We start from the raw sequence: 23,707 nt of genomic DNA, 5'->3' as shown, positions 1-23,707 counted from the left end.
GGTTTCGGGACGCGGCTCCATATTGATGGGCCCGGCACATTCGGAGGAGGAGAAAGTGGCAACACCCCCAGGCGGTTCGTCTTCGGGCAACTGGTCCTACGGCCCCGGCCAGGGCCAGGGCGGCGACGGTTCGCCGAACCGTTACAACTTCCCCTCCGCACCGAGCCCCCGACGCCAGCAGCCGTACTCTCCCCAGGGTCCGGGTCCCTCTCCTTACGACCAGCCGTCGGCGCCGCGCATCCAGCCCGTGCAGCCGCAGCGGCGCTCGCCCGAACCGTCCCCCGCGGGGAGCGCCAGCAATCCGCTGGTCCGCCCCTACGCGATGACGGGCGGCCGTACCAGGCCGCGATACCAGCTCGCCATCGAGGCGCTGGTGCACACCACAGCGCAGCCGCACCAGATGCAGGGCCAGTTGCCCGAGCATCAGCGCATCTGCAACCTCTGCCGAGAGATCAAGTCGGTGGCCGAGATCTCGGCCCTGCTGACGATCCCTCTCGGTGTGGCCAGGATCCTTGTCGCCGACTTGGCGGAGGCGGGCCTGGTCGCCATTCATCAGCCCGGCGGCGACGAGAACGCCGGCGGTCAGCCAGACGTGACTTTGCTCGAAAGGGTGCTCAGTGGACTTCGCAAGCTCTAGCGGAGGGCCTTCCCGCTCCACCACGTCCGCGAAGATCGTGGTGGCGGGCGGCTTCGGCGTGGGCAAGACCACGTTCGTCGGGGCCGTCTCGGAGATCAACCCGCTGCGTACCGAGGCCGTGATGACGTCCGCTTCGGCGGGCATCGACGACCTCACCCACACCGGGGACAAGACCACCACGACGGTGGCCATGGACTTCGGCCGTATCACCCTGGACCAGGACCTGATCCTGTACCTCTTCGGTACGCCCGGCCAGGACCGCTTCTGGTTCATGTGGGACGACCTGGTACGCGGCGCGATCGGCGCGATCGTGCTCGTGGACACCCGCCGCCTCGCCGACTGCTTCCCGGCGGTCGACTACTTCGAGAACAGCGGACTGCCGTTCGTCATCGCCCTCAACGGCTTCGACGGCAGCCAGCCGTACAACCCGGACGAGGTCCGCGAGGCCCTGCAGATCGGCCCCGACACCCCGATCATCACGACGGACGCGCGGCATCGCGCCGACGCGAAGTCGGCGCTGATCACGCTGGTGGAGCACGCGCTGATGGCGCGGCTGCGGTAGTCGGGTCTCTTTGAGCTCCGATCGGGGGCGGCAGCCGTGCACCGGCTGCCGCCCCCGAGTGCGTCCGGGTCGCCGAGTGCGTCCGGGCCCCGAGTGCGTCCGGGTCGCGCACGGCGGCGACGGGTCGTCGGCTGATCGAGAACAAGACAGCCACCGAGAGGCCGTACGTCCGGCCGGACTCCCCCATCCGGTCAGAAATCCCCCTCCACCGGGCAGATCTCGCCTCCGAGCGGTCGCCGCCGGAAGGCGAGAGGTCGACACGCCGCGACCCGGTCACCCACAGAGACGCACCCCACCCTTCACGCATGACCGTCCGTAATGGATCTAGTGCTTTGAGTGACGGTCTCCTTATGGTCAAAGCGACGCCGACACCGTGATCCTGGAGGATTCGTGGCTCGCTTCCGTACTCGACTGGCCCTGCTCGGCTCGGCCGCAGCTCTCGCCGCAGGCGCCCTTGTCCCCGCGCAGTTCGCCGGGGCACAGCCCGCCGCCGCCGCGGACCGCCAGTGGGTCGCCCTCGGTGACTCCTACAGCGCCGGGGTCATCCAGGCCGCCGGCGACCTCTTCGAGTACCCCCGGGACGGCTGCGACCGCACCGACCGGTCCTATCCCCAGGTCATCGACCGCGACCTCGGTTCGCTCTTCGACCTGACCAATGTCACCTGCGGCGCCGCCACCGTCGAGAATGTCACCGACACGCCCCAGTACCCGATCGGCCGTCACCTGCCGCCCCTCTCCGAGGACCCGGACTACCCGTTCCCCCCGGTACCTCCGCAGTCCGCCGCGGTGGGCCCCGGCACCGACGTGATCACCGTCGGCGTGGGCGGCAACAGCGTCGGCTTCGGCGAGCTTCTCGCGCAGTGCACGCAGCTGGGCGGCGAGAGCGGCGGGGACGGCAGCCCGTGCAGGGAGGCGCTCGCCGACGGCGTACCGGCCCGGCTGAACAGGGTGGGCGAGGAGTACGATCGCATGCTCACCGTGCTGCACGAGCGCGCCCCGCACGCGAAGATCCTGACCGTCGGCTACCCCACCATCGTCCCCGGGGACACCGGCAAGTGCGGCTACGGCGACCTGACGAAGTTCGGCACCATCACCCGGGGCGACCTTGACTGGCTGCGTCAGGACGTCCTGGAACCGCTCAACCGGACCATCGAGAGGTCGACCGGCACTCAGGAGGCCGCGACCTTCGTCGACCTCTACGACTCATCCCGTGACCACAGCGTCTGCGACGACGCCAAGTGGGTCGAGGGCTTCGTCACTCTTCCCGACCAGCTGTCCTTCGTCCACCCCAACGCCCTCGGCCACCGCAACGCGGCCGACCATGTCGAAGAGGCGATGCTGAACAGCCTCGGCTGAGCGGTCCGGGGCCCGGAAACAGCGATCGCCGGACCGGTTCCTCATGGAACCGGTCCGGCGATCGAACGCGCTGAGGGCTCAGCCCTGCCAGGAGTGCGGGGCCCGGAAGCCGGGGGTGCGCTCCAGGCGGCGCCAGCCGGCCTTCGGGTGGCCGCGGTGGGCCGGCGCCTCGGCGGGCGCGGAGGCCGCGCGGGCCAGGATGAGCGCGGTGACCGCGGCTACTTCCTCGGGCTCGGCGTGGCCCTTCTCGACGCGGATATCAGGCATGTCCATAAGTGTCAGTCTCCGTGAGAGAGAGGTACGCGGGATTGCCGCGATGGGTCCGCCGCGTTACTACTGCGGCGGGTTTCCGTGCTTGCGGGAGGGCAGGTCCGCGTGCTTGGTGCGCAGCATCGCGAGGGAGCGGATGAGGATCTCGCGGGTCTCGACGGGGTCGATGACGTCGTCGACCAGGCCGCGCTCGGCCGCGTAGTAGGGGTGCATCAGCTCGGCCTTGTACTCCTTGACCATGCGCACCCGCATCCCCTCGGGGTCCTCCGCCTCCGCGATCTGGCGGCGGAAGATGACGTTCGCGGCGCCTTCCGCGCCCATCACGGCGATCTCGTTGGTCGGCCAGGCGTAGGTGAGGTCGGCGCCGATGGACTGGCTGTCCATGACGATGTACGCGCCGCCGTAGGCCTTGCGCAGGATCAGGGAGATCCGCGGCACGGTCGCGTTGCAGTACGCGTACAGCAGCTTCGCGCCGTGGCGGATGATTCCGCCGTGCTCCTGGTCGACACCGGGCAGGAAGCCCGGCACATCCAGCAGCGTGACGATCGGGATGTTAAAAGCGTCGCACATCTGGACGAAACGCGCCGCTTTTTCCGACGCCTCGATGTCCAGCACGCCCGCCAGCGCCTGCGGCTGGTTGGCGACGATGCCCACCACCTGGCCGTCGAGCCGCGCGAGGGCGCAGATGATGTTGCGGGCCCAGCGCTCGTGGATCTCCAGGTAGTCGCCGTCGTCGACGAGCTCCTCGATGACCTTGGTCATGTCGTACGGCCGGCTGCCGTCCGCCGGCACCAGGTCCAGGAGCACGTCGGAGCGGCGGTCCGCCGGGTCCTCGGACTCGGTGGCCGGCGGGTTCTCACGGTTGTTCTGCGGGAGCATCGACAGGAGGTAGCGGACCTCCGCGATGCAGGTCTCCTCGTCGTCGTACGCGAAGTGCGCCACGCCGCTCGTCTCGGCGTGGACGTCCGCGCCGCCGAGGCCGTTCTGGGTGATCTCCTCGCCGGTGACCGCCTTGACGACGTCCGGTCCGGTGATGAACATCTGCGAGGTCTCGCGGACCATGAAGACGAAGTCGGTGAGGGCGGGGCTGTAGGCCGCGCCGCCCGCGCACGGGCCGAGCATCACGGAGATCTGCGGGATGACGCCGGAGGCGCGGGTGTTGCGCTGGAAGATGCCGCCGTATCCGGCGAGCGCCGAGACACCCTCCTGGATACGGGCACCCGCGCCGTCGTTGAGCGAGACCAGGGGCGCGCCGGCCGCGATGGCCATGTCCATGATCTTGTGGATCTTCGTGGCGTGGGCCTCGCCCAGCGCGCCGCCGAAGATACGGAAGTCATGGGCGTACACGAAGACCGTGCGGCCCTCGACCGTGCCCCAGCCGGTGATCACACCGTCCGTGTAGGGCTTCTTGGACTCCAGGCCGAAGCCGGTCGCCCGGTGCCGCCGCAACTGCTCGACCTCGTTGAACGAGCCTTCGTCCAGCAGCAGCTCGATCCGCTCCCGGGAGGTCAGCTTGCCCTTGGCGTGCTGCGCCGCGGTCGCCTTGTCGCTGGGTCCGCGAAGAGCCTCCGCACGGATCGCCTGCAGCTCGGCCACGCGCCCACGGGCATCCGCGGGTTCGTCGGCCAAGGATTCGGTCTCGTCCAAAACGGTCATGTAGTGACCTTACGAAGTCCACCAAGGAAAGCGGGCCGTCGACTCCGTACAGTCTCCGGCCCGTTTTACTGGTAGCCCTGAACAGAACCCTCCCGGCGTGCAGGCGATCCGACTGCTCAGAGGGCCTTTGGCTTGTAGGGGTCGTACAAAGCGCTCAGCTGAGAGTCACCTCACACTCCAGCGATGCGCATACCGTCCCTGGAGTGATCCGCAGCCGCAGCCGGCGTCCGGTGGCCAGCACCTCGACGCCCGGGTCCGCGCGCACGGCCCCGCGTACGGGCCGGTCCCAGACGATCTCCAGAGCCTCGCCGGTACGCGGCGGCTCACTCACGCAGACGGTCGCGGTCCCGCCCCGGCGGCGTACGAGCACGCTCGCGGGGGCCGTGGCGGTGAGCGGGCCGGCCGTTCCCGGGCGCCAGAAGTTCGCCGCGAGCAGCCCCAGCGCCGGTACGGAGACCGCCTGACGGCCGGAGTCGTTGGCGAGGACCGACAGCCGGTGCCGGTCGGCGGCGCGGGCGGCGACCGTGCGGCGCGAGGCACCGGGCAGCACGGCGTAGGCGTACGTGGCGTCCACCGGGTCCGTGCCGTGGTCGAGCCAGAGCGTCTGCCAGCGGCGGGTCCGGCGTTCGGTGGTGGAGGTGGTGTTGATGTCGGACCAGGCGCCGGTGCGGTCCTCGCGGAGGGTGCGCGGTTCCTGTCCGTCCAGGATGATCCAGCCTCCGTGGTCCTCCAGATGCGCCCACCCGGGTCCGCGTACGAGACGCTGTGTGCCGCCCTCCCCCAGGTTCCGGTTGTCGACGATCGTCTCGACCGGGACGCCGTCCGTTGCGGTGATGCCCGCGCCGAGGCAGACGATCGCGTCGTCGAGGCAGAACCACGATGTGCGGGCCTGGAGGGTCGAGCCGAGGCCCGGCAAGTGCTGTCCGACCGCCGCGAACTCGCCGTCCGTGGTGCCGCCGACCCAGCGCGCCGCTGGTTTGGGCTCACCCCACTCGCCGCCCGCCCGGTCGGCGAGCCGCTTGGTGGAGACGGTCGTGCCGGGCAGCCGGTACCAGTCGACGGTCGGCCAGAACCAGTCCGTGTACTGGTCGGAGCGGCTTCCGCCGGCCCACCAGTAGAGCATTCCGGCGCCGGTGTGCCAGCCGCGCGGGTTCTCGCCGTTGCCGCACTCGTAGTACGCGATCCGCTCGCTCGCCATGGAGATGTTGGCGGTGAAGCCGGGGCCCCTTCCGCTGCCGGTGCCTGCGCCCCGGTGGACCGCTCTGTCCATGGCCGCGAAGAGCTGGTGACCGGGCGGTTCGGGGGCGGCAGGGAGGGCCGAGTCGGCGACGGCGTGCAGACGGGCCAGGTCGGCGACGCCGAACTGCCTCGCCGTCAGGATCGGCGTGACGGTGTCCCGCTCGATCCAGCCCTTGATCCGCCCCTGCCAACGGTCGCGTTCCGCCGCGCTCGCGCCCTGCGCCAGGAGCGCGATCGCGGCGATCAGCGCCTGCCCGTGGAAGTGGTCGCCGCGCATGACCTGCCGGTCGTCGCTCTTGAGGTAACCCCGGCTGATGGCACGGCCGTTGACGCTGTCCATCATCAGCCCGTCGTGGATCAGCGGCGCGTACGCCTTCTCCACGCTGTCGAGGATGATCTGCCGGCCGGGATCGGTCACCTCCCACGTCGAACCGGCGAGCAGCGCGAAGAGGCGGCCGAGCCCGTCGAGCATGACCTGCCCGTACGTTCCCGAGTACGCGACCCAGGTGTGCTGGACGAACGACCCGTCGGCGTAGAGCCCGTCCCCCTCGGTGACGTACGGGAAGACGGGCGAGAGCGCGTCCCGGGCGAGGGCGATCTTCCCGGGGACGCGGCCGAGGATGCCGCGCAGGGCCACGGAGCGGCACAGGTCGACACGGTTGGCGCCGGTCGAGGTGCCGGTGTAGTCGCCGAGCATGCTGTCGGGGACGAAGTGGTCGACGGCGGCGCAGGCGGCGGCGACCCGCGCGTCCGTCAGCTCGCCGGACAGGGCGGCCACGATGTCCATGAGGAGGCGGGGGCTGCCGATCTGCCACTCCCACCAGTTGCCGTAGCGGGTGGTGGAGGGGTTGTAGACGGTGGCGGAGAGGTGGTCGAGGCCGCGCAGGACGTCGGCCAGCAGGCCCGCGTCGCCGGTGGACCTGGTCCCCTCCTGGACGTACGCCTGCGTCATCGTCCACAGCCTGCTGTAGCTCTGGGTGACACCGGCGGGCGGGTCGTACGGGTAGCCGGGCCACAGCGAGTTCGCCGTCGGCGCCATGGACGCCCGGAAGCCGCGGGCCAGTTCGCCGGTCTCGGCGAGGCGGGACGCGTACGGCTCGGCGGCCGGATCGTACCCCGCGCCGAGGGCGATCTCCAGCCACCGGCGGCGGAGCGTGTCGTACGGGTCGTCGTCGGCCGCGTGCGCGGCGGGGGCGGACGCCAGGAGCGGGGCCGCCGACGCGAGCGCCGCCGCCAGCAGGACCGTACGTCGGGCGGGAGTCATCTCCTGAGCCTCCTGAGCCTTGGTTTTCGGTCATGGTTTCGGGCGTGGGGAGTCGGGGTGGAGGTGCGGGTGGAGCAGAGTGATCGTGCCCGAGCGCTGCACGTGTCCACCAGGGGGTCGCCCGGTCACCTTGGGAGTGGACCAATGGCAACCGGGCGTAACCGGGGCAACACGCCGCGACCACAGTTGAAACACGTAGGGAATAGGTCTATGGTCGCTCTAGTTGAACGTTAAACAGCTTCGGCGCAGGGCCGGAGCTCGTCCCCCCAAGGAGCCAGTCATGGGAATCTTCGGCCGCAAGGACACCGACACCGCATCCGCGACGCCCGGCGCCGTGAGCCCCGACCTCGCCGCTCTGACCGGTGACTACACGATCGACCCCGCGCACTCGACGATCGGCTTCGTGGCGCGCCACGCCATGGTCACGAACGTCAAGGGCGGCTTCCAGGACTTCACCGGCAGCCTGCACCTCGACGGTGGCGACCCGGCGAAGTCGACCGCTTCCATCGACGTCACGATGGACAGCATCAGCACCGGCTCCGAGGACCGTGACGGTCACCTGAAGAGCGCGGACTTCTTCAAGACGGAGGAGTTCCCCACGATGACCTTCCGGTCCACCTCGGCCGAGGCCCTCGGTGGGGACGACTACCGCATCACCGGTGACCTGACGATCCTCGGCACCACCAAGCCGCTCTCGATCGACCTGGAGTTCAACGGGGCGGCGAAGGACCCGTTCGGCAACGAGCGCGTGGGGTTCGAGGGCAAGGCCGAGATTCTGCGCTCCGCGTGGGGGCTCACGTGGAACGCGGCGCTCGAGACGGGTGGGGTGCTGGTCTCCGACAAGATCAAGCTGACGTTCGACATCTCGGCGATCAAGAACGCGGCCTGACCCGGACGCTGCGACCCCCGTCACCGCCGGCCGAAATAACCGCGCGGGACGGGCGCCCCGCACGCTAGCCTCCCCGCATGACCTGGCTGCCCACCGACTTCGCCCACCCCCTCCGCGCGGACGCGCCGAGCGGCCTGCACCTGCGGCCGATCTCCGGCGCGGACGCCGCGCTCGACTACCCCGCGGTGATGGGCTCCCGTGAGCGGCTGTGGTCGATCTTCGGCGAGGCCTGGGGCTGGCCCGCCGCCACGATCACCTACGAGGCCAACAAGGCCGACCTCGAACGGCACGCGGCGGAGATCGACGCGCACGAGTCCTTCAACTACGTGCTGTTCGACGAGGCGGAGACCACCGAGTACGGCTGCGTGTACATCGACCCGCCGGAGAAGACCGGAGCCGACGCCGAGATCTCCTGGTGGGTCGTCGACGAGCAGGCGGGGACCGATCTGGAGCGCGACCTGGACGCCTTCGTGCCGCGCTGGATCGCCGAGGCGTGGCCCTTCGAGCGGCCTCGATTCATCGGCCGGGACCTGTCGTGGAAGGAATGGCTGGCCCTGCCGGACCGCACCTGACATGAACGGCCGGTTTTCGCCCCTTGTGGCGGCGCTCACAGCGTTCCCATAATCCTTCAACACAACTTGACCGGCTCATGACGAGAACAACGGAAACTTCTCCCGTTCGACTTGGCATGCGCCTGTCACTTCCACCCCCCACGGAAGGCCCCACGTTGAAGAACCTCCTCAAGGCACTCAAGAGATGCGCGGTCGCCGGCGCCGCCACCCTCGCGGTCATCAGCCTTCAGCCCCTGTCCTCCGCACAGGCCGCGCCCGCGCCCGTCGTCGGCGGCACCCGCGCCGCACAGGGCGAGTTCCCCTTCATGGTCCGGCTCTCCATGGGCTGCGGCGGCGCGCTCTACACCCAGCAGATCGTGCTCACCGCCGCGCACTGCGTGGGCGCCACCGGCAACAACACGAGCATCACCGCCACCGCCGGGGTCGTGGACCTGCAGTCCACCTCCGGCCGGGTCCAGGTCAAGTCCACCAAGATCTACCGGGCCCCCGGCTACAACGGCAACGGCAAGGACTGGGCGCTCATCAAGCTCGCCACGCCCATCAACCAGCCGACCCTGCCGATCGCCACCACCACGGCGTACAACTCCGGCACCTTCACCGTCGCCGGCTGGGGTTCGGCCAGCGAGGGCGGCGCCCAGCAGCGCTACATGCTCAAGGCCGGCGTGCCGTTCGTCAGCGACGCCACCTGCCGCTCGTACAGCGGGTACAGCGGCCTCGTCGCGAGTGACGAGATCTGCGCCGGCTACGCCGCCGGAGGTGTGGACACCTGCCAGGGCGACTCCGGCGGCCCGATGTTCCGCAAGGACAACGCCGGCGCCTTCATCCAGGTCGGCATCGTCAGCTGGGGCATAGGCTGCGCCCGCGCCAACGCCCCCGGCGTCTACAGCGAGGTCTCGACCTTCGCGTCCGCGATCGCCTCGGCGGCAGCGACTCTCTGACCCATACGGAGACCCCCGCGGTACGCCGCACACGGGCCCGGCGCCGAGCGGAATCGCGCCGGGCCCGTACGGGTGTCCCTGTCCGGGCGGGTGACCACGCCGCTCGGCTCCGTGCCGGTGGCCGTACCGCCGCTCAGAAGCCCCCGCCGAAGTCGCTTCCGCCCCCGCCGCCGAAGTCCCCACCGCCACCGCCGCCGTCGAAGCCCCCGCTGAAGTCACCGGAGTCGAAGTCGGCCCCGGACACGTCCCCGCCCTCGTACCCGCCGCCGCCGAAGTCCCCGTAACCGGAGCCGTAGTCGGCCGCGTACGCCGGGCCGGCCATCATCGAGCCGAGCACCGTGCCGACGAGGAGGCCGGGCAGGATGCCGCCGCCGAAGTAGCCGCCCGCCCAGGGGCCGTACGCCGGGCCCGCGTCCCAGTAGGGCCGCCGCCCGTGCTCCGTTTCGACCTCGCGCACGGCGGGATCGGTGCCCTCGGCCAACCGGACCTGGTCGGCGGCGCAGACGGGCACCTCGCGGGGCGCTCCGCCCGCCGGCGTCCACGTCGCGTCGGCGACCGAAGGACCGTGGCGCGGGTCGAAGAAGCAGGGCGCCCGGCGCTCGGGAACGGGCCTGCCCTCGCGGCGCGCGGCGAGCACGGCCAGCGAGAAGCGCCCGTCCTCCAGGGCCTGGGTGACGCCCCGCACGTCCTCGGGGCGGGTGGCCGCGGCCATGAAGGACTTCGCCTTGTCGTACGCGTCCAGGGAGCGCTCGTAGTCGGCGCGCATCGCGTCGTCCGCGCCGGCCTCCGCGGGGTGGAAGTCGAGCCGGTCGAGTTCCTCGCCGAAGGCGGTGATGTCCTCCTCCACGACGACCCGCAGCCGGTCGAGCGCGGCCCGCCGCTCCGCCTCCTTGCGGCGGTGGTTGCGCCTGACGAGGGCGTACGCGCCCGCGCCGCCCGCCACGACGACCGCGCCGACGCCGATCAGGGCGCCGGTGCCGACGCCGTCGTCGCCCTCGCTCCAGCTGCCGGGCGCCGAGCCGCCGACGTTGGCGAGGGCCCTGTCGGTGAAGTGGTTCAGCTGGGTCAGGGCGTCCTCGCCCCGGACACTGGTCACCAGGTTGCGCACGGCGGCGTTCGGCATGACGGAGGAGTCGGCCTTCGCGTCGAACCGGGAGCCGAGCCGGATCGCGTACAGGCCCGTGACACCGGTGTCGGTGCGCAGGTTCTGGAAGAGGTTCTCCGTGGGGAAGTCCCCGGGAAGGACGGCGACGAACAGCGGCTTGTCCGCCTTCTCGATCCGCGCGGCCAGGGCGTCGGCGTCCGCCTCCGACAGGACTCGGGCCATGGACGGGTCCACGTACACGGGACTCTCGCGCAGCGCGTCGGCGACGGCCGAGACGTCGGTGGCGGCGCCGGCGCCGGTACTCCCGGCGGCCAGCGCCGCGAACGCGATCATGAAAACGGCCAGTCCTCGTGCCAGTACGCCCCTCATACCCCCGAACCTACTCCTGGCCGCCACGTTCGGCGGCCCACACCTTCTGGCGCCGGGGCGCTTCTTCAAGGGCGCGGCCGGCCCCCGTCGGGCCGCGGACACACGTCCACGACCCGACGGGTGGCCGGTCAGGCCGCCTTGTAAGCGACCGTCAGCTTCGCCACAGCCTGCGCGTACTTCCCCGTGAGCAGCAGATGGTCCGCGTCGGCGAACGGCTTGGCCACCGCCGACGTGATCCCCTGCCCGACCTTCTGCTGGACGAGCAGCCGCGCCTTGGCGACCACCGCGCGCCCCGCCTTCTCCGAGCCGACCCGCTCGGCGAGCGAGGCCGCGACGGCGAGGCCCTTCAGCGTCGCGAGCCCGCCCGACGACACCTTCGTGAGCGTCGTCAGCCCCCATCCGTACGGGTACTGCGGGTCGTACGCCGTGTCGCCGACGTTGATCGGCAACTGTGCCTCGGACTTCGGCCAGGTCACGGGCAGCTGCCCGCTGAAGGCCCGCTTCCCGTAGAGCACGTCCGCGACCCCGTCGCCCTCCGTGCCCGGCAGCCAGGACGCGACGAGCGCGTCGATGTCACCGAGCTGGTCGCCGATGAGCTGCGGCCGACCGGAGACGATGAGCACCGCGCACTTCATGGCGCCGCACACCGTGTCGACGGCGGCCTTGTCGGCCGCGGACAGTGCGAGGTCGTTGCCGTTGCCGACGTCGCCGATGCCCTCCGCGTAGGGGGTCTCGCCGACGACCACGACACCCACGTCGTATCCGCCGGTCGGCGCCGAGGCGTCCTTCGAGTACGTGACCGAGCTGCCGGCCTCCTTCATCCCCTCCAGGACCGTCGTCCCGTCGGTGATGTCCCCCGACGAGCCCTGCCAGGTGACGGTCCAGCCGCCGGTCTGGTTGCCGATGTCGTCGGCGTTGGACCCGGCGACGTACACCTTCTGGGACTTCTTCAGCGGCAGCACGCCGCCCGCGTTCTTCAGCAGGACCTGCGACTCGGCGGCGGCCTCGCGGGCCACGGCCCGGTGCTCGCCGGAGCCGATCTTCGAGGCGCCGCTCGTGTCGGCGTACGGCTTCTCGAAGAGGCCCAGTTTGAACTTCTGCGTGAGGATGCGCGAGACGGCGTCGTCGATCCGCTTCTCGCTCACGCGCCCCGCCCGCACCTCGTCGAGGAGCGTGGTGTGGAAGTCCTTGTACGCGTACGGGACCATGATCATGTCGAGGCCCGCGTTGATCGACGTACGGACGTCGCTCGCGTAGTCGCCGGGGATCTGGTCGATGGCCTGCCAGTCGCTGATCACGAAGCCGTCGAAGCCCATGCGGCCCTTGAGGACTCCGTTCAGCATGTCGGCGCGGGCGTGCATCTTCACCGCGCCCTTGCCGTCACCGAGGATGTCCAGCGAGGAGTACGACGGCATGAACGTGCCCACGCCCCGGTCCACCGCGTCCTGGTACGGAGCCAGGTGGACGGCCTCCAGCTGCTGCCGGGTGACCTTGGTGACGCCCTGGTCGATCGTGTACGAGCCGGTCGTGGACGAGCCGAACTCCGTGCCGCCGTCGCCGACGAAGTGCTTGGCGGTGGCGAGGACCCTGTCGTTCTTCCTCAGGTCCCTGCCGTCGGCCGCGCCCTGGAGGCCCTGGATGACGGTCTCCATCGACTCGACGAGTGCCGGGTCCTCACCGAACGACTCGTACGTCCTGCCCCAGCGCTCGTCGCGCGCCACGCACAGGCAGGGCGCGAAGTCCCACGGGATGCCGGTGGCGCGGACCTCAGCCGCGGTCACCTTGCCCGCGTCGTGGGCGACCTGCGGGTCGCGGGTGGCGCCGATGCCGATGTTGTGCGGCAGGATCGTGGCGCCGACGAGGTTGTTGTGGCCGTGCACCGCGTCCACGCCGTAGATGAGCGGGATCTGGAAGCGGGTGGCCTGCGCCCGGAGCTGGAAGCCGTCGATCATCCTGGCCCAGGCGGCGGGCGTGTTCGGGGTCGGCGTGGAGCCGCCGCCGGAGAGCAGCGAGCCGAGGTCGTACGCGGCGATGTCGCCCGGCGCGGTGAGCGCGCCCCGCTCGGCCTGGGTCATCTGGCCGGCCTTCTCCGCGAGGGACAGCCGGGACAGCAGGTCGGCGACCCGCTTCTGCACCGGCAGCTTCGCGTCGAGGTACGGGAGTCCGTGGGCGTCGATGACGACCTGCGGGTTCTCGGCGGGCGCCTTGGCGCCGGTGACCGTCAGCTTCAGCGGGACGGTCTCGGCGTTCTCGGCCGCCTTGTCCCGCAGGGTCGCCACGGTGACCGTCCGCGAGGCGCCCGAGGCCGTACCGGCCGGGAAGGTCAGCTCGCCCTTGACCGGGGTGTAGTCCTTGCCGGACTCGCCGGTGCCGCCGGCCGTCTCGTACGCGACGGTGACGGGCTGCTCGATCGGCGCGGAGCCGGTGGTGGCGACCGTGATCTTCACGGCGGCCGAGCGGCCCTCCTTCACCGGGTACACGGCGGCGTCGGTGACGACGTTCGCCCTCAGCGCCTGGTCGGCCTTGCCGTACAACTCCACGCCGTCCATGGCGAACTCGTCCTTGACGCCGACCGGGAGCGTGAGCGCGTAGCCCCATGTCTCGGTGAGTCCGAGGACCTGGTCGATGCCGCCGACGGGCTGGTAGTCCGTACGGTAGGTGAAGTCGGTGAACGGGATCTCCAGCTGCTTCCAGCCGGTGAAGTCGTCGGTGAAGGACGTCGTCCACAGCTCGGAGGCCTCGCCGTTGGCGCCGCCGTCCTTGAGCTCGAAGTTGACCTTCTTGCCGTTGTTGCGGCCGTCCCACCAGAAGCGGATTCCCTTGCTCGCCGACCAGTCGTGGGCCGGCTCGGCGAAGGCGAAGTCGTGGGTGAATCCTCCGTAGCCGCTGATGTCGTACGTGCCGGCCAGGACCTTGTCGCCCTGCGGCGCGTCGTCGCGGGCAGCGAGCCGCAGCGTGGGCGGATCGTCCGCGTCGCTGCCCCAGGTGAAGATGCCCTCGGCGGGCGGGTTCGCGAACGGGATCTCGCCCTCGAAGTTGTCGACGGGGACGGGGGCGGGTTCGTCCGCGCCGGAGGCGGGACCCGCTGCCGCGAACGGCAGCAGACCGGTCAGCAGGGTGGCGGAGACGAGCAGGGCGGTTCTTCGCATGGACCTTCCCTCGGCTCAAGCGGTGACGGGGTGATCTCGCGGGGCTTAAATCACGCCGTGAGTTAACTGACGCCCCGCAAGGGCGTCAACCCTTCCCCACCGAATCCGCCCCGCCGCCCCTTCCCGTTCCCGTCCACGCATGGGGCTGCGCCCCCTCGCCCCGTAATCGCGCTGCGCGCTCGTCCTCAAACGCCGGACGGGCTGGAGATTCGCGGACCGGCCGCGAATCTTTCAGCCCGTCCGGCGTTTGAGGACAAAGGGGGTTCGGGGGCAGCGCCCCCGAGTCGTGGACGGGAACGGGTAGGGGCGGCGGGGGCGAAATAAGGGGTGGGCTACGCCGGCGGCTCGACGCCCGCTCGCAGCAAGCCGTACGTGTACGCGTCCTCCAGCGCCTGCCACGATGCCGCGATCACGTTCTTCGCGACGCCGACCGTCGACCACTCCCCCGCCCCGTCCGAGGTGGAGATGAGGACACGCGTCGTGGACTCCGTACCGTGCTTGCCCTCCAGGATGCGGACCTTGTAGTCGACCAGTTCCAACCTGGCGAGCTGCGGGTAGAGCTTTTCGAGAGCCACCCGCAGCGCCCGGTCGAGCGCGTTGACCGGCCCGTTCCCCTCGGCCGTGGCGACGATCCGCTCGCCCTTGGCGAAGAGCTTCACCGTCGCCTCGTTGGCGTGGCTGCCGTCGGGCCGGTCCTCGACGATGGCCCGCCACGACTCGACGTCGAAGTACGTCCGGGCCCGGCCCTCGGCCTCCTCGCGCAGCAGGAGTTCGAAGGACGCGTCCGCGGCCTCGTAGGTGTAGCCCCGCAGCTCCCGCTCCTTGACCCGGCTCACTACCCGGCCGATCAGCTCGCGGTCGCCGCCGAGGTCGACGCCCAGCTCCTTGCCCTTGAGCTCGATGGAGGCGCGGCCCGCCATGTCGGAGACGAGCATCCGCATGGTGTTGCCGACCAGTTCGGGGTCGATGTGCTGGTAGAGGTCCGGGTCGACCTTGATGGCCGAGGCGTGCAGGCCCGCCTTGTGGGCGAAGGCCGAGACACCGACGTACGGCTGGTGCGTGGACGGGGTGAGGTTCACGACCTCGGCGATCGCGTGCGAGATGCGCGTCATCTCGGACAGCGCGCCCGCGGGCAGGACCTTCTTGCCGTACTTGAGCTCCAGGGCCGCGACGACCGGGAAGAGGTTGGAGTTGCCGACGCGCTCGCCGTAGCCGTTCGCCGTGCACTGGACGTGGGTCGCGCCCGCGTCCACGGCGGCGAGGGTGTTGGCGACGGCGCAGCCCGTGTCGTCCTGGGCGTGGATGCCGAGCCGCGCGCCGGTGTCGGCGAGGACGGTGGCGACGACGGCCTGCACCTGGGCGGGCAGCATGCCGCCGTTGGTGTCGCACAGGACGACGACGTCGGCGCCGGCCTCCGCGGCGGCCCGTACGACGGCCTTCGCGTACTGCGGGTTCGCCCGGTAGCCGTCGAAGAAGTGCTCGCAGTCGACGAAGACCCGGCGGCCCTCGGCGCGGAGGTGGGAGACGGTGTCGCGGACCATCTCCAGGTTCTCTTCGAGGGTGGTGCGCAGCGCCAGTTCGACATGCCGGTCGTGGGACTTGGCGACGAGCGTGACGACGGGTGCGCCGGACTCGACGAGCGCCTTGACCTGCGGGTCCTCGCTCGCCTTGCCGCCGGCCCTGCGGGTGGCCCCGAAGGCGACGAGCTGGGCGTGCTTGAAGTCGATCTCCTGCTGGGCCCGGGCGAAGAACTCGGTGTCGCGCGGGTTCGCACCCGGCCACCCGCCCTCGATGAAGCCCACGCCGAAGTCGTCCAGGTGCCGTGCGATGGCCAGCTTGTCCGCGACGGTGAGGTTGATGCCCTCGCGCTGCGCGCCGTCGCGCAGGGTGGTGTCGAAGACGTGGAACGAATCGTCGAGCTCGCTGGTTTCGGTCATGGTGTCAAGGCTCCTGAGGATCAGATCTCGGTCGGTACCGGAATGACCGGCTCCGCCGTCCCCACATGGTCCCTCGCGCTCTCGCCTCCGGCTGAGGGTGGGCCAGAAAAGCGAAAAACCCCTCGCGGGTGCGAGAGGTCTGCGCGCGGGTCGAGACGACGGTGTCCACCCGTACCTGGTCGTACGTGGTGGTCACTGCGGACCGGCGCGCCTGCTGCCAATAATCATGGCGAACGAGAGCACGGAGGCAGTCTGGCACAGACCGCCGCCGTGCTCACCGTCCGTCTCAGGATGCGAGCACTGGGTTGATCACCGGTGGTCCACCGCGGGTGGCGTACGCCCCGGACGTGGGTTCAGGCGTCCGGGGTGTCAGCCCACGTTGTGCATCCAGGCGTGGGTGTCTTCCGCCACACCCCGCTGGATGTCCAGGAGCGCCTCGCGGAGCCTGAGGGTGACCTCGCCGGGCCCGCCCCCGCTCTGCTGCCACTCACCCGAAGCGCTCTTCACCGTGCCGACCGGCGTGATGACCGCCGCCGTGCCGCACGCGAACACCTCCGTGAGCGTCCCGTTCTCGGCGTCACGCCGCCACTGGTCACTGGAGATCCGCGCCTCCTCGGACCCGTAGCCGAGGTCCCGGGCGACCGCGAGGAGCGAGTCACGGGTGACGCCCTCCAGGATGGACCCGCTGAGGGTGGGCGTGACGATCCTGTCCCCGTACACGAAGTACAGGTTCATGCCGCCCAGTTCCTCGACCCACTTGTGCTCGACCGCGTCGAGGTAGCAGACCTGGTCGCAGCCCTTCGCCGCGGCCTCCGCCTGCGCGAGCAGGGACGCGGCGTAGTTGCCGCCGGTCTTCGCGTCCCCCATCCCGCCGGGGACGGCCCGCACCCGGTCCTCGGACAGCCAGATGGAGACGGGCTGCACCCCGCCCGGGAAGTACGCGCCGGCGGGCGAGGCGATGACGATGAAGAGGTACTCGTTCGCGGGCCGCACCCCGAGACCGACCTCGGTGGCGAACATGAACGGCCGCAGATAGAGCGACTCCTCGCCGCCGTGCGCCGGCACCCATTCCTTGTCCTGCTGGACCAGCGCGTCGCAGGCCTCGATGAAGGTCTCCACGGGCAGCTCGGGCATGGCCAGGCGACGGGCGGACGACTGGAAGCGCAGGGCGTTGCGGTCCGGGCGGAACGTGGCGACCGAGCCGTCGGGCTGCCGGTAGGCCTTCAGTCCCTCGAAGATCTCCTGCGCGTAGTGCAGGACGCTCGTCGCGGGGTCGACGGAGAGCGGGCCGTACGGAACGAGCTGGCCGTCGTGCCAGCCGCGGCCCTCCGTCCACTTGATCGTCACCATGTGGTCGGTGAAGTGGCGGCCGAATCCGGGGCTGGCCAGGATCGCCTCGCGGTCCGCCGCGGACAGCGGGGTCGACGAGGGCTTGAGCTCGATCGTGGGCGTCGTCATGAGTGGTATGTCCTTCACCGGTTGTGTGTGACGGGCCGCGCTCACGCCTGTACTGCCAGTGGCCAGTGTGAGGACGTCCGAGCATTCCCACATTCCGCGGCTCCGCGTTCGATTATCACGCGAGATGTGCCGAATGCGGTACCGCCCGCGGCGGGAGGGTCCACGGGGGGCGGAAACGGTGTGAATGCGGCCCAGGGATTGATGGTGACACCCGGCGGGGCATACGAAAAGCCGCCGGGTGCGGAAGCGACCCGGCGGCTTGGGGTGGTACCGGCGGGTCAGCCGGATACTCGTGCGGCGAGCGCGTCGCCGATCTCCTCGGTGGTACGGGTGGCGCTGCCGCGCTCCGCGAGGTCGGCGGAGACGGCGTCCTCGATGCGGGCGGCCTCGGTCTCGTATCCGAGGTGGCGCAGCAGGAGGGCGACGGACAGGACGGTGGCGCTGGGGTCGGCCTTGCCCTGGCCCGCGATGTCCGGGGCCGAGCCGTGCACCGGCTCGAACATGGACGGGAACTCGCCGCTCGGGTTGATGTTGCCCGAGGCGGCGACGCCGATGCCGCCGGAGACGGCCGCGGCGAGGTCGGTGATGATGTCGCCGAAGAGGTTGTCGGTGACGATCACGTCGAAGCGGGCGGGGTCCGTGACGAGGTAGATCGTCGCGGCGTCCACGTGGATGTAGTCCGTGGTGACCTCGGGGAACTCCTCGGCCACCTTGTTGAAGGTGTTCGTCCACAGGTGGCCCGCGAAGGTCAGCACGTTGTTCTTGTGGACCAGCGTGAGCTTCTTGCGGGGGCGGGCCTGGGCGCGGGCGAAGGCGTCACGCACGACGCGCTCGACACCGAAGGCCGTGTTCACGGAGACCTCGGTGGCGACCTCGTGCGGGGTGCCCTTGCGGATCGTGCCGCCGTTGCCGGTGTAGGGGCCCTCGGTGCCCTCGCGGACGACCACGAAGTCGATCTCCGGCTGGCCCGCGAGCGGGGTGGCGACGCCCGGGAGCAGCTTCGACGGACGCAGGTTGACGTGGTGGTCGAAGGCGAAGCGGAGCTTGAGCAGGAAGCCGCGCTCCAGGACGCCGGACGGGACCGACGGGTCACCGATCGCGCCGAGCAGGATGGCGTCGTGCCGCTTCAGGGCGTCGAGGTCGGCGTCGGTGAGGGTCTCACCGGTCGCGCGGTAGCGCCGGGCGCCGAAGTCGAACTCCTTGGTCTCCAGCTTCACATCCTGCGGGAGGACGGCGGAGAGGACCTTCAGGCCTTGGGCCACGACTTCCTGGCCGATGCCGTCACCGGGGATCACTGCGAGATCGATGCTGCGAGACATGTCGGCACCCTACTCCCCGTCCCACGGGATGACATGGGGCGTCCGTCATACGGACAGGGCCGGGTGGTCGCCCGGCGTGGGCGCATGAATCCGCCGTCCCCCGTTCACCTGTACGTATGGCGGATGTTGGCGCTTGCTGGGAAGTTCACAGGCATGGACACTCCCGACGTCGGCATCCCGCCGCGGCTCGCCCGCCGGATGAGCATGGCGGAGCAGTACGAGTACCTGCGGACGAAGTTCACCCGCCGCCGCGCCCTGGTGAGCGCGGGCGCGGTGGCCGGCGGGCTGCTCACCGGCTGCTCGGGCTCCGGTACGGGCGCGGCGACCCGTACCCCCTCTCCCCTGTCGGGCGGCTCCACGCCCACCGAACGGGTGGACGGCGCGGTCGTCACCCCTTTCGGCCGCCATCTCGCCTTCGGCGCGGACCCGAGGACCCAGATGCGGATCTCCTGGCAGGTGCCCCTCGCGGTCAGGAAGCCGTACGTGCGGGTGGGGCTCAAGCCCTGGGAGCTGAGCCGGCGGATCGAGGCCGAGGTGCGCGACCTGCACACGCCGGGGCTGGACGGCGTACGGCTCGCCCTCGACCAGTTCTATCTGCACGCGGCGCTGGACGGTCTGCGGCCCGGGACGACGTACTACTACGGCGTCGGGCACGAGGGGTTCGACCCGGCGACCAAGGAACGGCACGCGACGGTCGGCTCGTTCACCACGGCGCCCGCCCGCGCGGAGACGTTCGTGTTCACCGCGTTCGGCGACCAGGGCGTCACCCCCGACGCGCTCGCCAACGACAAGCTGATCCTCGGCCGGGAGCCCGCCTTCCATCTGCACGCGGGCGACATCTGCTACGCGGACGTGACGGGCCACGGCGAGGAGTCGGACATCTACGACCCGACCGCCTGGGACCTGTTCATCAAGCAGACGGAGACGGTCGCGAAGACGGTTCCATGGATGGTGACGACCGGCAACCACGACATGGAGGCCTGGTACTCGCCGAACGGGTACGGCGGCCAGTCGGCGCGCTTCTCGCTCCCCGACAACGGCTTCGACGCGAAGAACGCGCCGGGCGTCTACTCGTTCACGTACGGCAACGTGGGGATCGTGGCGCTGGACGCGAACGACGTGTCGTACGAGATCCCGGCCAACAAGGGCTACTCGGACGGCCGGCAGACGGAGTGGCTGGACAAGCGGCTCGGGGAACTGCGCAAGGACAAGGGGATCGACTTCGTCGTGGTCTTCTTCCACCACTGCGCCTACTCGACGTCGACCCACGCCTCGGACGGCGGCGTGCGGGACGCCTGGCTGCCGCTGTTCACCAAGCACCAGGTGGATCTGGTGATCAACGGCCACAACCACGTGTACGAGCGCACCGACGCCGTCAAGAACGGCGGGGTGGGCAAGCCGGTGCCCATCGGCGCGTCGACGGATCCGACGCGGGACGGGATCGTGTACGTCACGGCGGGCGGCGCGGGCAAGAGCCTGTACAGCTTCCCCTCGGGGGTGAAGGACAGCTACGAGGGGAAGGTCGCCGACCGCGAGTCCGTGGACACCTATCACTGGACGAAGTCGAAGAACCAGAATCCCGACACCGTGGAGTGGTCGCGGGTGCGGTACACCGGCTACTCCTTCCTCTCCGTGGAGGCGAAGGCGGGACCGGCTCCCCGGCTCACGGTGTCGGCGCTCGCCGAGAGCGGCAGGCGCATCGACCACTTCGAGGTGCGGCGCGGGGCGTGAGACCCCGCGCCGCACCCCGGTCGGGCGCGGCTCCCGGCTTCTGCGCGTGACGTCGGGCGGCGGGGAGGGGGCTCAGTGGCCCGTCGAGCCGCCGTTGTCCCGGCGGTCGAGGGCGCGCTGGAGCGCGGCTGCGGCCTTCTTGCGGTCGGACTCGCTGGTGCGGGAGACGTGACGGACTCGGCGGGCGGTCGTCTCGGCCATGGTGAATCGACTCCTTGCCTCCGGCAGGGCCGCCGGAAATACGGTGAGGGGTTACGAGACGCCGGAAGGGGCGGGGAGCGGTGCCGCAGGGGTTGCCTGCCAGGGGCTCCGGCTCACTACCGCCATTCGCTGGGTCCAGCGAGACGTTCGGCTCCTACCAAGCTAAGCGAGGACGCCGCATCTGTCTCCATGGTTAGTCGGACTTCCTACTATCTGAGACGGCGACTTGGGTCACCCCTCCCTGACCTGCACTTATGCGTTTCCGACATACCGCCGCCCCCGGCCCGGAGGGGTGCTTCCGGGGCGGGGGCGGTTCGGTGGGGACGCGGCCCGTGTACGGGGACGTCCCGGTCCGGGGCGGGCGGCGATCAGCCCATGTGGGGGTACGGGTAGTCGGTCGGGGCGACCAGCGTCTCCTTGATGGCGCGAGTCAGCGTCCAGCGCATCAGGTTCTGCGGGGCGCCCGCCTTGTCGTTCGTGCCGGACGCGCGACCGCCGCCGAAGGGCTGCTGGCCGACGACGGCACCGGTCGACTTGTCGTTGATGTAGAAGTTGCCGGCGGCGTAGCGCAGCTTCTCCATCGTGTACGCGGCGGCGGCGCGGTCGCCCGCGATGACCGAGCCGGTGAGCGCGTAGTCCGAGACCGACTCCATCTGGGTCAGCATCTCGTCGTACTTCTCGTCCTCGTAGACGTGCACGGCGAGGAACGGGCCGAAGTACTCCGTGGTGAAGACCTCGTTGGCCGGGTCCGAGCACTCGACGACGGTCGGGCGCACGAAGTAGCCGACCGAGTCGTCGTAGGTGCCGCCCGCGACGATCGTGCAGGCCGGGTCCGCGGCGGCCCGGTCGATCGCGGCCTTGTTCTTGGCGAAGGACCGCTCGTCGATGACAGCGCCGATGAAGTTCGACAGGTCGGTGACGTCACCCATGGTGATGCCGTCGACCTCGGCCGCGAACTCCTCCTTGAAGCCGGAGTTCCAGATGGAGGCCGGGATGTAGGCGCGCGAGGAGGCGCTGCACTTCTGGCCCTGGTACTCGAAGGAGCCGCGGGTCAGAGCGGTCTTCAGGACGGCGCGGTCGGCGCTCGGGTGCGCGACGACGAAGTCCTTGCCGCCGGTCTCGCCGACCATGCGCGGGTAGGTGCGGTACTTCTCGATGTTGTTGCCGACCGTCTTCCACAGGTACTGGAAGGTCTTGGTCGAACCGGTGAAGTGCACGCCGGCCAGGTCCCGGTGCTCCAGGGCGACCCCGGAGACCTCGATGCCGTCGCCGGTGACGAGGTTGATGACGCCCTTGGGCAGGCCCGCCTCCTCCAGGAGCTGCATGAGCAGCACGGCGGCGTGGGTCTGCGTCGGGGACGGCTTCCACACGACGACGTTGCCCATGAGCGCGGGGGCGGTGGGCAGGTTGCCCGCGATGGCCGTGAAGTTGAACGGCGTGATCGCGTAGACGAAGCCTTCGAGGGGGCGGTGGTCGAGGCGGTTCCAGACGCCGGGCGAGTTCGCCGGGGGCTGCTCGGCGAGCAGGTCACGGGCGTACTTCACGTTGAAGCGCCAGAAGTCGACGAGCTCGCAGGGACAGTCGATCTCGGCCTGCTGGGCGGTCTTGGACTGGCCCAGCATCGTGGAGGCCGCGAGGGTCTCGCGCCACGGTCCGGACAGCAGCTCGGCGGCGCGCAGGATGATCGCGGCGCGGTCGTCGAAGGACATCGCGCGCCAGGCGGGCGCGGCGGCGAGGGCCGCGTCGATCGCGTCCTGGGCGTCCTGCCCGGTGGCGTTGCGCAGGGTGCCGATGACGGCCTTGTGGTTGTGCGGCTGGACCACCTGGAACGGCTCGCCGCCGCCCATGCGCTTCTCGCCGCCGATGGTCATCGGCAGGTCGATGGGGTTCTCGGCCAGCTCCTTGAGCTTCGCCTCCAGGCGGGCGCGCTCGGCCGAGCCGGGGGCATAGCCGTGCACCGGCTCGTTGACGGGCGTGGGGACCTGGGTCACTGCGTCCATGGGTTCCGTACTCCTTGATGAGCGGGCGTTTCGGGGCTCGGGCCCGTGATGGCGGCCCCCTTGCTGAAGTCCTGGGGCTCGGCGCCCGGGTCAGTCCCTGGTGAGGACGGACCGGGCGAAGAAGAGCAGATTGGCCGGCTTCTCCGCCAGACGACGCATGAAGTAGCCGTACCAGTCGGTGCCGTAGGCGGTGTAGACGCGCATGCGGTGGCCCTCGGCGGCCAGCCTGAGGTGCTCGTCGCTCCTGATCCCGTACAGCATCTGGAACTCGTACTCGTCGATCTTGCGTCCGGCGCGCCGTCCCAGTTCCTGCGCGATGGAGATCAGGCGCGGGTCGTGGGACCCGATCATCGGGTACCCGTCGCCCTCCATGAGGATGCGCAGGACCCGGACGTACGCCTTGTCGATCTCCGGCTTCTGCAGGTACGCGACCTCGGCGGGCTCCTTGTACGCGCCCTTCACGAGCCGTACGCGGCTGCCGTTCGCGGCGAGGCGGCGGGCGTCTGCCTCGGTGCGGAAGAGGTAGGCCTGGATGACGCAGCCGGTCTCGGGGAAGTCCTTGCGGAGCTCCTCGTGGATGGCGAACATCGAGTCCAGGGTGGTGTGGTCCTCGGCGTCGAGCGTGACGGTCGTGCCGATGGCGGCGGCGGCCTCGACGACAGGGCGGACGTTGGCCAGCGCCAGCTCGTGCCCGCCCTCCAGCGCCTGTCCGAACATGGACAGCTTCACCGACATCTCGGCGCGCGTCCCGAGGTCGAGTTCCGCGAGGCGGCCGATCAGCTCCAGGTAGGCGTCCCGGGCGGCCCCGGCCTGCTCGGGGGTGGTGATGTCCTCGCCGACGACATCCATGGTCAGCTCCAGGCCCTTGGCCGTGAGGTCCTGGATGATCGGCACGATCTGGTCGACGCTCTCACCGGGGATGAAGCGGTCGACGACCGGCCTGGTCACCGGGGCCGCCGAGACGAGACGACGCATCCGGTCGCTGCGCGAGGCGGCGAGAATCACGGGACCCAGCACGGGGCACCTCCACAGAAAGCCGGTAGACGGAGAACCAC

Annotated in this window: 18 protein-coding genes; 7 read left to right on the top strand and 11 right to left on the bottom strand. The window is 70.4% G+C overall.

Annotation, left to right across the window (positions count from 1 at the left end; translation table 11 throughout):
* The first annotated feature begins 55 nt into the window (after positions 1 to 55).
* From K3769_RS17900 to K3769_RS17890, 3 genes are all read left to right on the top strand, one after another.
* A complete protein-coding gene (locus K3769_RS17900) occupies positions 56 to 637 on the top strand; it encodes a DUF742 domain-containing protein (RefSeq protein ID WP_267027418.1) in 582 nt (193 codons plus the stop codon).
* Positions 618 to 1,199: a GTP-binding protein gene (locus K3769_RS17895; protein WP_006375305.1), complete on the top strand. Its 582-nt coding sequence runs from the start codon at positions 618 to 620 to the stop codon at positions 1,197 to 1,199. The genes K3769_RS17900 and K3769_RS17895 overlap by 20 nt, the downstream gene beginning before the upstream one ends.
* Positions 1,200 to 1,589: 390 nt before the next feature.
* A complete protein-coding gene (locus K3769_RS17890; RefSeq protein WP_267027417.1) occupies positions 1,590 to 2,555 on the top strand; it encodes an SGNH/GDSL hydrolase family protein in 966 nt (321 codons plus the stop codon).
* Between the two features lie 78 nt (positions 2,556 to 2,633).
* Here the strand turns inward: K3769_RS17890 and K3769_RS17885 are convergent, their stop codons facing one another.
* From K3769_RS17885 to K3769_RS17875, 3 genes are all read right to left on the bottom strand, one after another.
* Entirely contained in the window at positions 2,634 to 2,828 is a 195-nt protein-coding gene (locus K3769_RS17885; protein ID WP_267027416.1) for an acyl-CoA carboxylase subunit epsilon, read from the bottom strand.
* Positions 2,829 to 2,888: 60 nt separating this feature from the next.
* Entirely contained in the window at positions 2,889 to 4,481 is a 1,593-nt protein-coding gene (locus K3769_RS17880) for an acyl-CoA carboxylase subunit beta (RefSeq protein WP_267027415.1), read from the bottom strand.
* Between the two features lie 154 nt (positions 4,482 to 4,635).
* Positions 4,636 to 6,984: a polysaccharide lyase 8 family protein gene (locus K3769_RS17875; RefSeq protein WP_267027414.1), complete on the bottom strand. Its 2,349-nt coding sequence runs from the start codon at positions 6,982 to 6,984 to the stop codon at positions 4,636 to 4,638.
* Positions 6,985 to 7,264: 280 nt separating this feature from the next.
* Between K3769_RS17875 and K3769_RS17870 the strand changes: the two genes are divergently transcribed.
* The 3 genes from K3769_RS17870 to K3769_RS17860 all read left to right on the top strand — a co-directional run bounded on the left by K3769_RS17870 (position 7,265) and on the right by K3769_RS17860 (position 9,383).
* A complete protein-coding gene (locus K3769_RS17870; protein ID WP_267027413.1) occupies positions 7,265 to 7,873 on the top strand; it encodes a YceI family protein in 609 nt (202 codons plus the stop codon).
* A gap of 77 nt (positions 7,874 to 7,950) precedes the next feature.
* Complete coding sequence (locus K3769_RS17865) at positions 7,951 to 8,445, top strand: N-acetyltransferase (protein ID WP_267027412.1); 495 nt, start codon at positions 7,951 to 7,953, stop codon at positions 8,443 to 8,445.
* A 155-nt stretch (positions 8,446 to 8,600) separates the two neighbouring features.
* Positions 8,601 to 9,383, top strand: a complete 783-nt coding sequence (locus tag K3769_RS17860; RefSeq protein ID WP_267027411.1) for a serine protease — start codon at positions 8,601 to 8,603, stop codon at positions 9,381 to 9,383.
* Positions 9,384 to 9,516: 133 nt separating this feature from the next.
* On the opposite strand, the gene K3769_RS17855 is transcribed toward K3769_RS17860, so the two are convergent.
* From K3769_RS17855 to K3769_RS17835, 5 genes are all read right to left on the bottom strand, one after another.
* Positions 9,517 to 10,857, bottom strand: a complete 1,341-nt coding sequence (locus tag K3769_RS17855) for a hypothetical protein (protein WP_267027410.1) — start codon at positions 10,855 to 10,857, stop codon at positions 9,517 to 9,519.
* Between the two features lie 128 nt (positions 10,858 to 10,985).
* Positions 10,986 to 14,006, bottom strand: a complete 3,021-nt coding sequence (locus K3769_RS17850) for a glycoside hydrolase family 3 protein (protein WP_267027409.1) — start codon at positions 14,004 to 14,006, stop codon at positions 10,986 to 10,988.
* Between the two features lie 332 nt (positions 14,007 to 14,338).
* Positions 14,339 to 15,943 carry a citramalate synthase gene (gene cimA, locus K3769_RS17845; RefSeq protein ID WP_267027408.1) on the bottom strand — a complete coding sequence of 535 codons (1,605 nt, stop codon included), beginning with the start codon at positions 15,941 to 15,943 and terminating at the stop codon, positions 14,339 to 14,341.
* A gap of 369 nt (positions 15,944 to 16,312) precedes the next feature.
* Positions 16,313 to 17,401 carry a branched-chain amino acid aminotransferase gene (locus tag K3769_RS17840; RefSeq protein WP_267027407.1) on the bottom strand — a complete coding sequence of 363 codons (1,089 nt, stop codon included), beginning with the start codon at positions 17,399 to 17,401 and terminating at the stop codon, positions 16,313 to 16,315.
* Between the two features lie 278 nt (positions 17,402 to 17,679).
* Positions 17,680 to 18,720, bottom strand: coding sequence for a 3-isopropylmalate dehydrogenase (locus tag K3769_RS17835; protein ID WP_267027406.1), 1,041 nt, complete (start codon positions 18,718 to 18,720; stop codon positions 17,680 to 17,682).
* A 153-nt stretch (positions 18,721 to 18,873) separates the two neighbouring features.
* Between K3769_RS17835 and K3769_RS17830 the strand changes: the two genes are divergently transcribed.
* Complete coding sequence (locus K3769_RS17830; RefSeq protein WP_267027405.1) at positions 18,874 to 20,451, top strand: purple acid phosphatase family protein; 1,578 nt, start codon at positions 18,874 to 18,876, stop codon at positions 20,449 to 20,451.
* 72 nt (positions 20,452 to 20,523) lie between these two features.
* Here K3769_RS17830 and K3769_RS17825 read toward each other — a convergent pair whose 3' ends face one another.
* The 3 genes from K3769_RS17825 to K3769_RS17815 all read right to left on the bottom strand — a co-directional run bounded on the left by K3769_RS17825 (position 20,524) and on the right by K3769_RS17815 (position 23,669).
* The gene (locus tag K3769_RS17825; protein ID WP_267027404.1) at positions 20,524 to 20,652 is read right to left on the bottom strand and encodes a hypothetical protein; all 129 of its coding nucleotides are present in this window, start codon (positions 20,650 to 20,652) and stop codon (positions 20,524 to 20,526) included.
* 368 nt (positions 20,653 to 21,020) lie between these two features.
* Positions 21,021 to 22,652 carry an L-glutamate gamma-semialdehyde dehydrogenase gene (pruA, locus tag K3769_RS17820; protein ID WP_267027403.1) on the bottom strand — a complete coding sequence of 544 codons (1,632 nt, stop codon included), beginning with the start codon at positions 22,650 to 22,652 and terminating at the stop codon, positions 21,021 to 21,023.
* Positions 22,653 to 22,742: 90 nt separating this feature from the next.
* Entirely contained in the window at positions 22,743 to 23,669 is a 927-nt protein-coding gene (locus K3769_RS17815; protein WP_267027402.1) for a proline dehydrogenase family protein, read from the bottom strand.
* Between the last annotated feature and the right edge of the window lie 38 nt (positions 23,670 to 23,707).

Origin of the sequence: Streptomyces ortus (assembly GCF_026341275.1) — a bacterium.
GTDB lineage: Bacteria > Actinomycetota > Actinomycetes > Streptomycetales > Streptomycetaceae > Streptomyces > Streptomyces ortus.
This window is presented reverse-complemented; position numbering and strand designations above follow the sequence as displayed.

Excerpts from the sequence above, each read along its gene's own strand:
- K3769_RS17830 (WP_267027405.1), top strand. The coding sequence starts at position 18,874 with ATGGACACTCCCGACGTCGGCATCCCGCCGCGGCTCGCCCGCCGGATG.
- K3769_RS17835 (WP_267027406.1), bottom strand. The coding sequence starts at position 18,720 with ATGTCTCGCAGCATCGATCTCGCAGTGATCCCCGGTGACGGCATCGGC.
- K3769_RS17855 (WP_267027410.1), bottom strand. The coding sequence starts at position 10,857 with ATGAGGGGCGTACTGGCACGAGGACTGGCCGTTTTCATGATCGCGTTC.
- K3769_RS17875 (WP_267027414.1), bottom strand. The coding sequence starts at position 6,984 with ATGACTCCCGCCCGACGTACGGTCCTGCTGGCGGCGGCGCTCGCGTCG.
- K3769_RS17865 (WP_267027412.1), top strand. The coding sequence starts at position 7,951 with ATGACCTGGCTGCCCACCGACTTCGCCCACCCCCTCCGCGCGGACGCG.
- cimA (WP_267027408.1), bottom strand. The coding sequence starts at position 15,943 with ATGACCGAAACCAGCGAGCTCGACGATTCGTTCCACGTCTTCGACACC.
- K3769_RS17870 (WP_267027413.1), top strand. The coding sequence starts at position 7,265 with ATGGGAATCTTCGGCCGCAAGGACACCGACACCGCATCCGCGACGCCC.
- K3769_RS17840 (WP_267027407.1), bottom strand. The coding sequence starts at position 17,401 with ATGACGACGCCCACGATCGAGCTCAAGCCCTCGTCGACCCCGCTGTCC.
- K3769_RS17850 (WP_267027409.1), bottom strand. The coding sequence starts at position 14,006 with ATGCGAAGAACCGCCCTGCTCGTCTCCGCCACCCTGCTGACCGGTCTG.
- K3769_RS17880 (WP_267027415.1), bottom strand. The coding sequence starts at position 4,481 with ATGACCGTTTTGGACGAGACCGAATCCTTGGCCGACGAACCCGCGGAT.
- pruA (WP_267027403.1), bottom strand. The coding sequence starts at position 22,652 with ATGGACGCAGTGACCCAGGTCCCCACGCCCGTCAACGAGCCGGTGCAC.
- K3769_RS17825 (WP_267027404.1), bottom strand. The coding sequence starts at position 20,652 with ATGGCCGAGACGACCGCCCGCCGAGTCCGTCACGTCTCCCGCACCAGC.
- K3769_RS17885 (WP_267027416.1), bottom strand. The coding sequence starts at position 2,828 with ATGGACATGCCTGATATCCGCGTCGAGAAGGGCCACGCCGAGCCCGAG.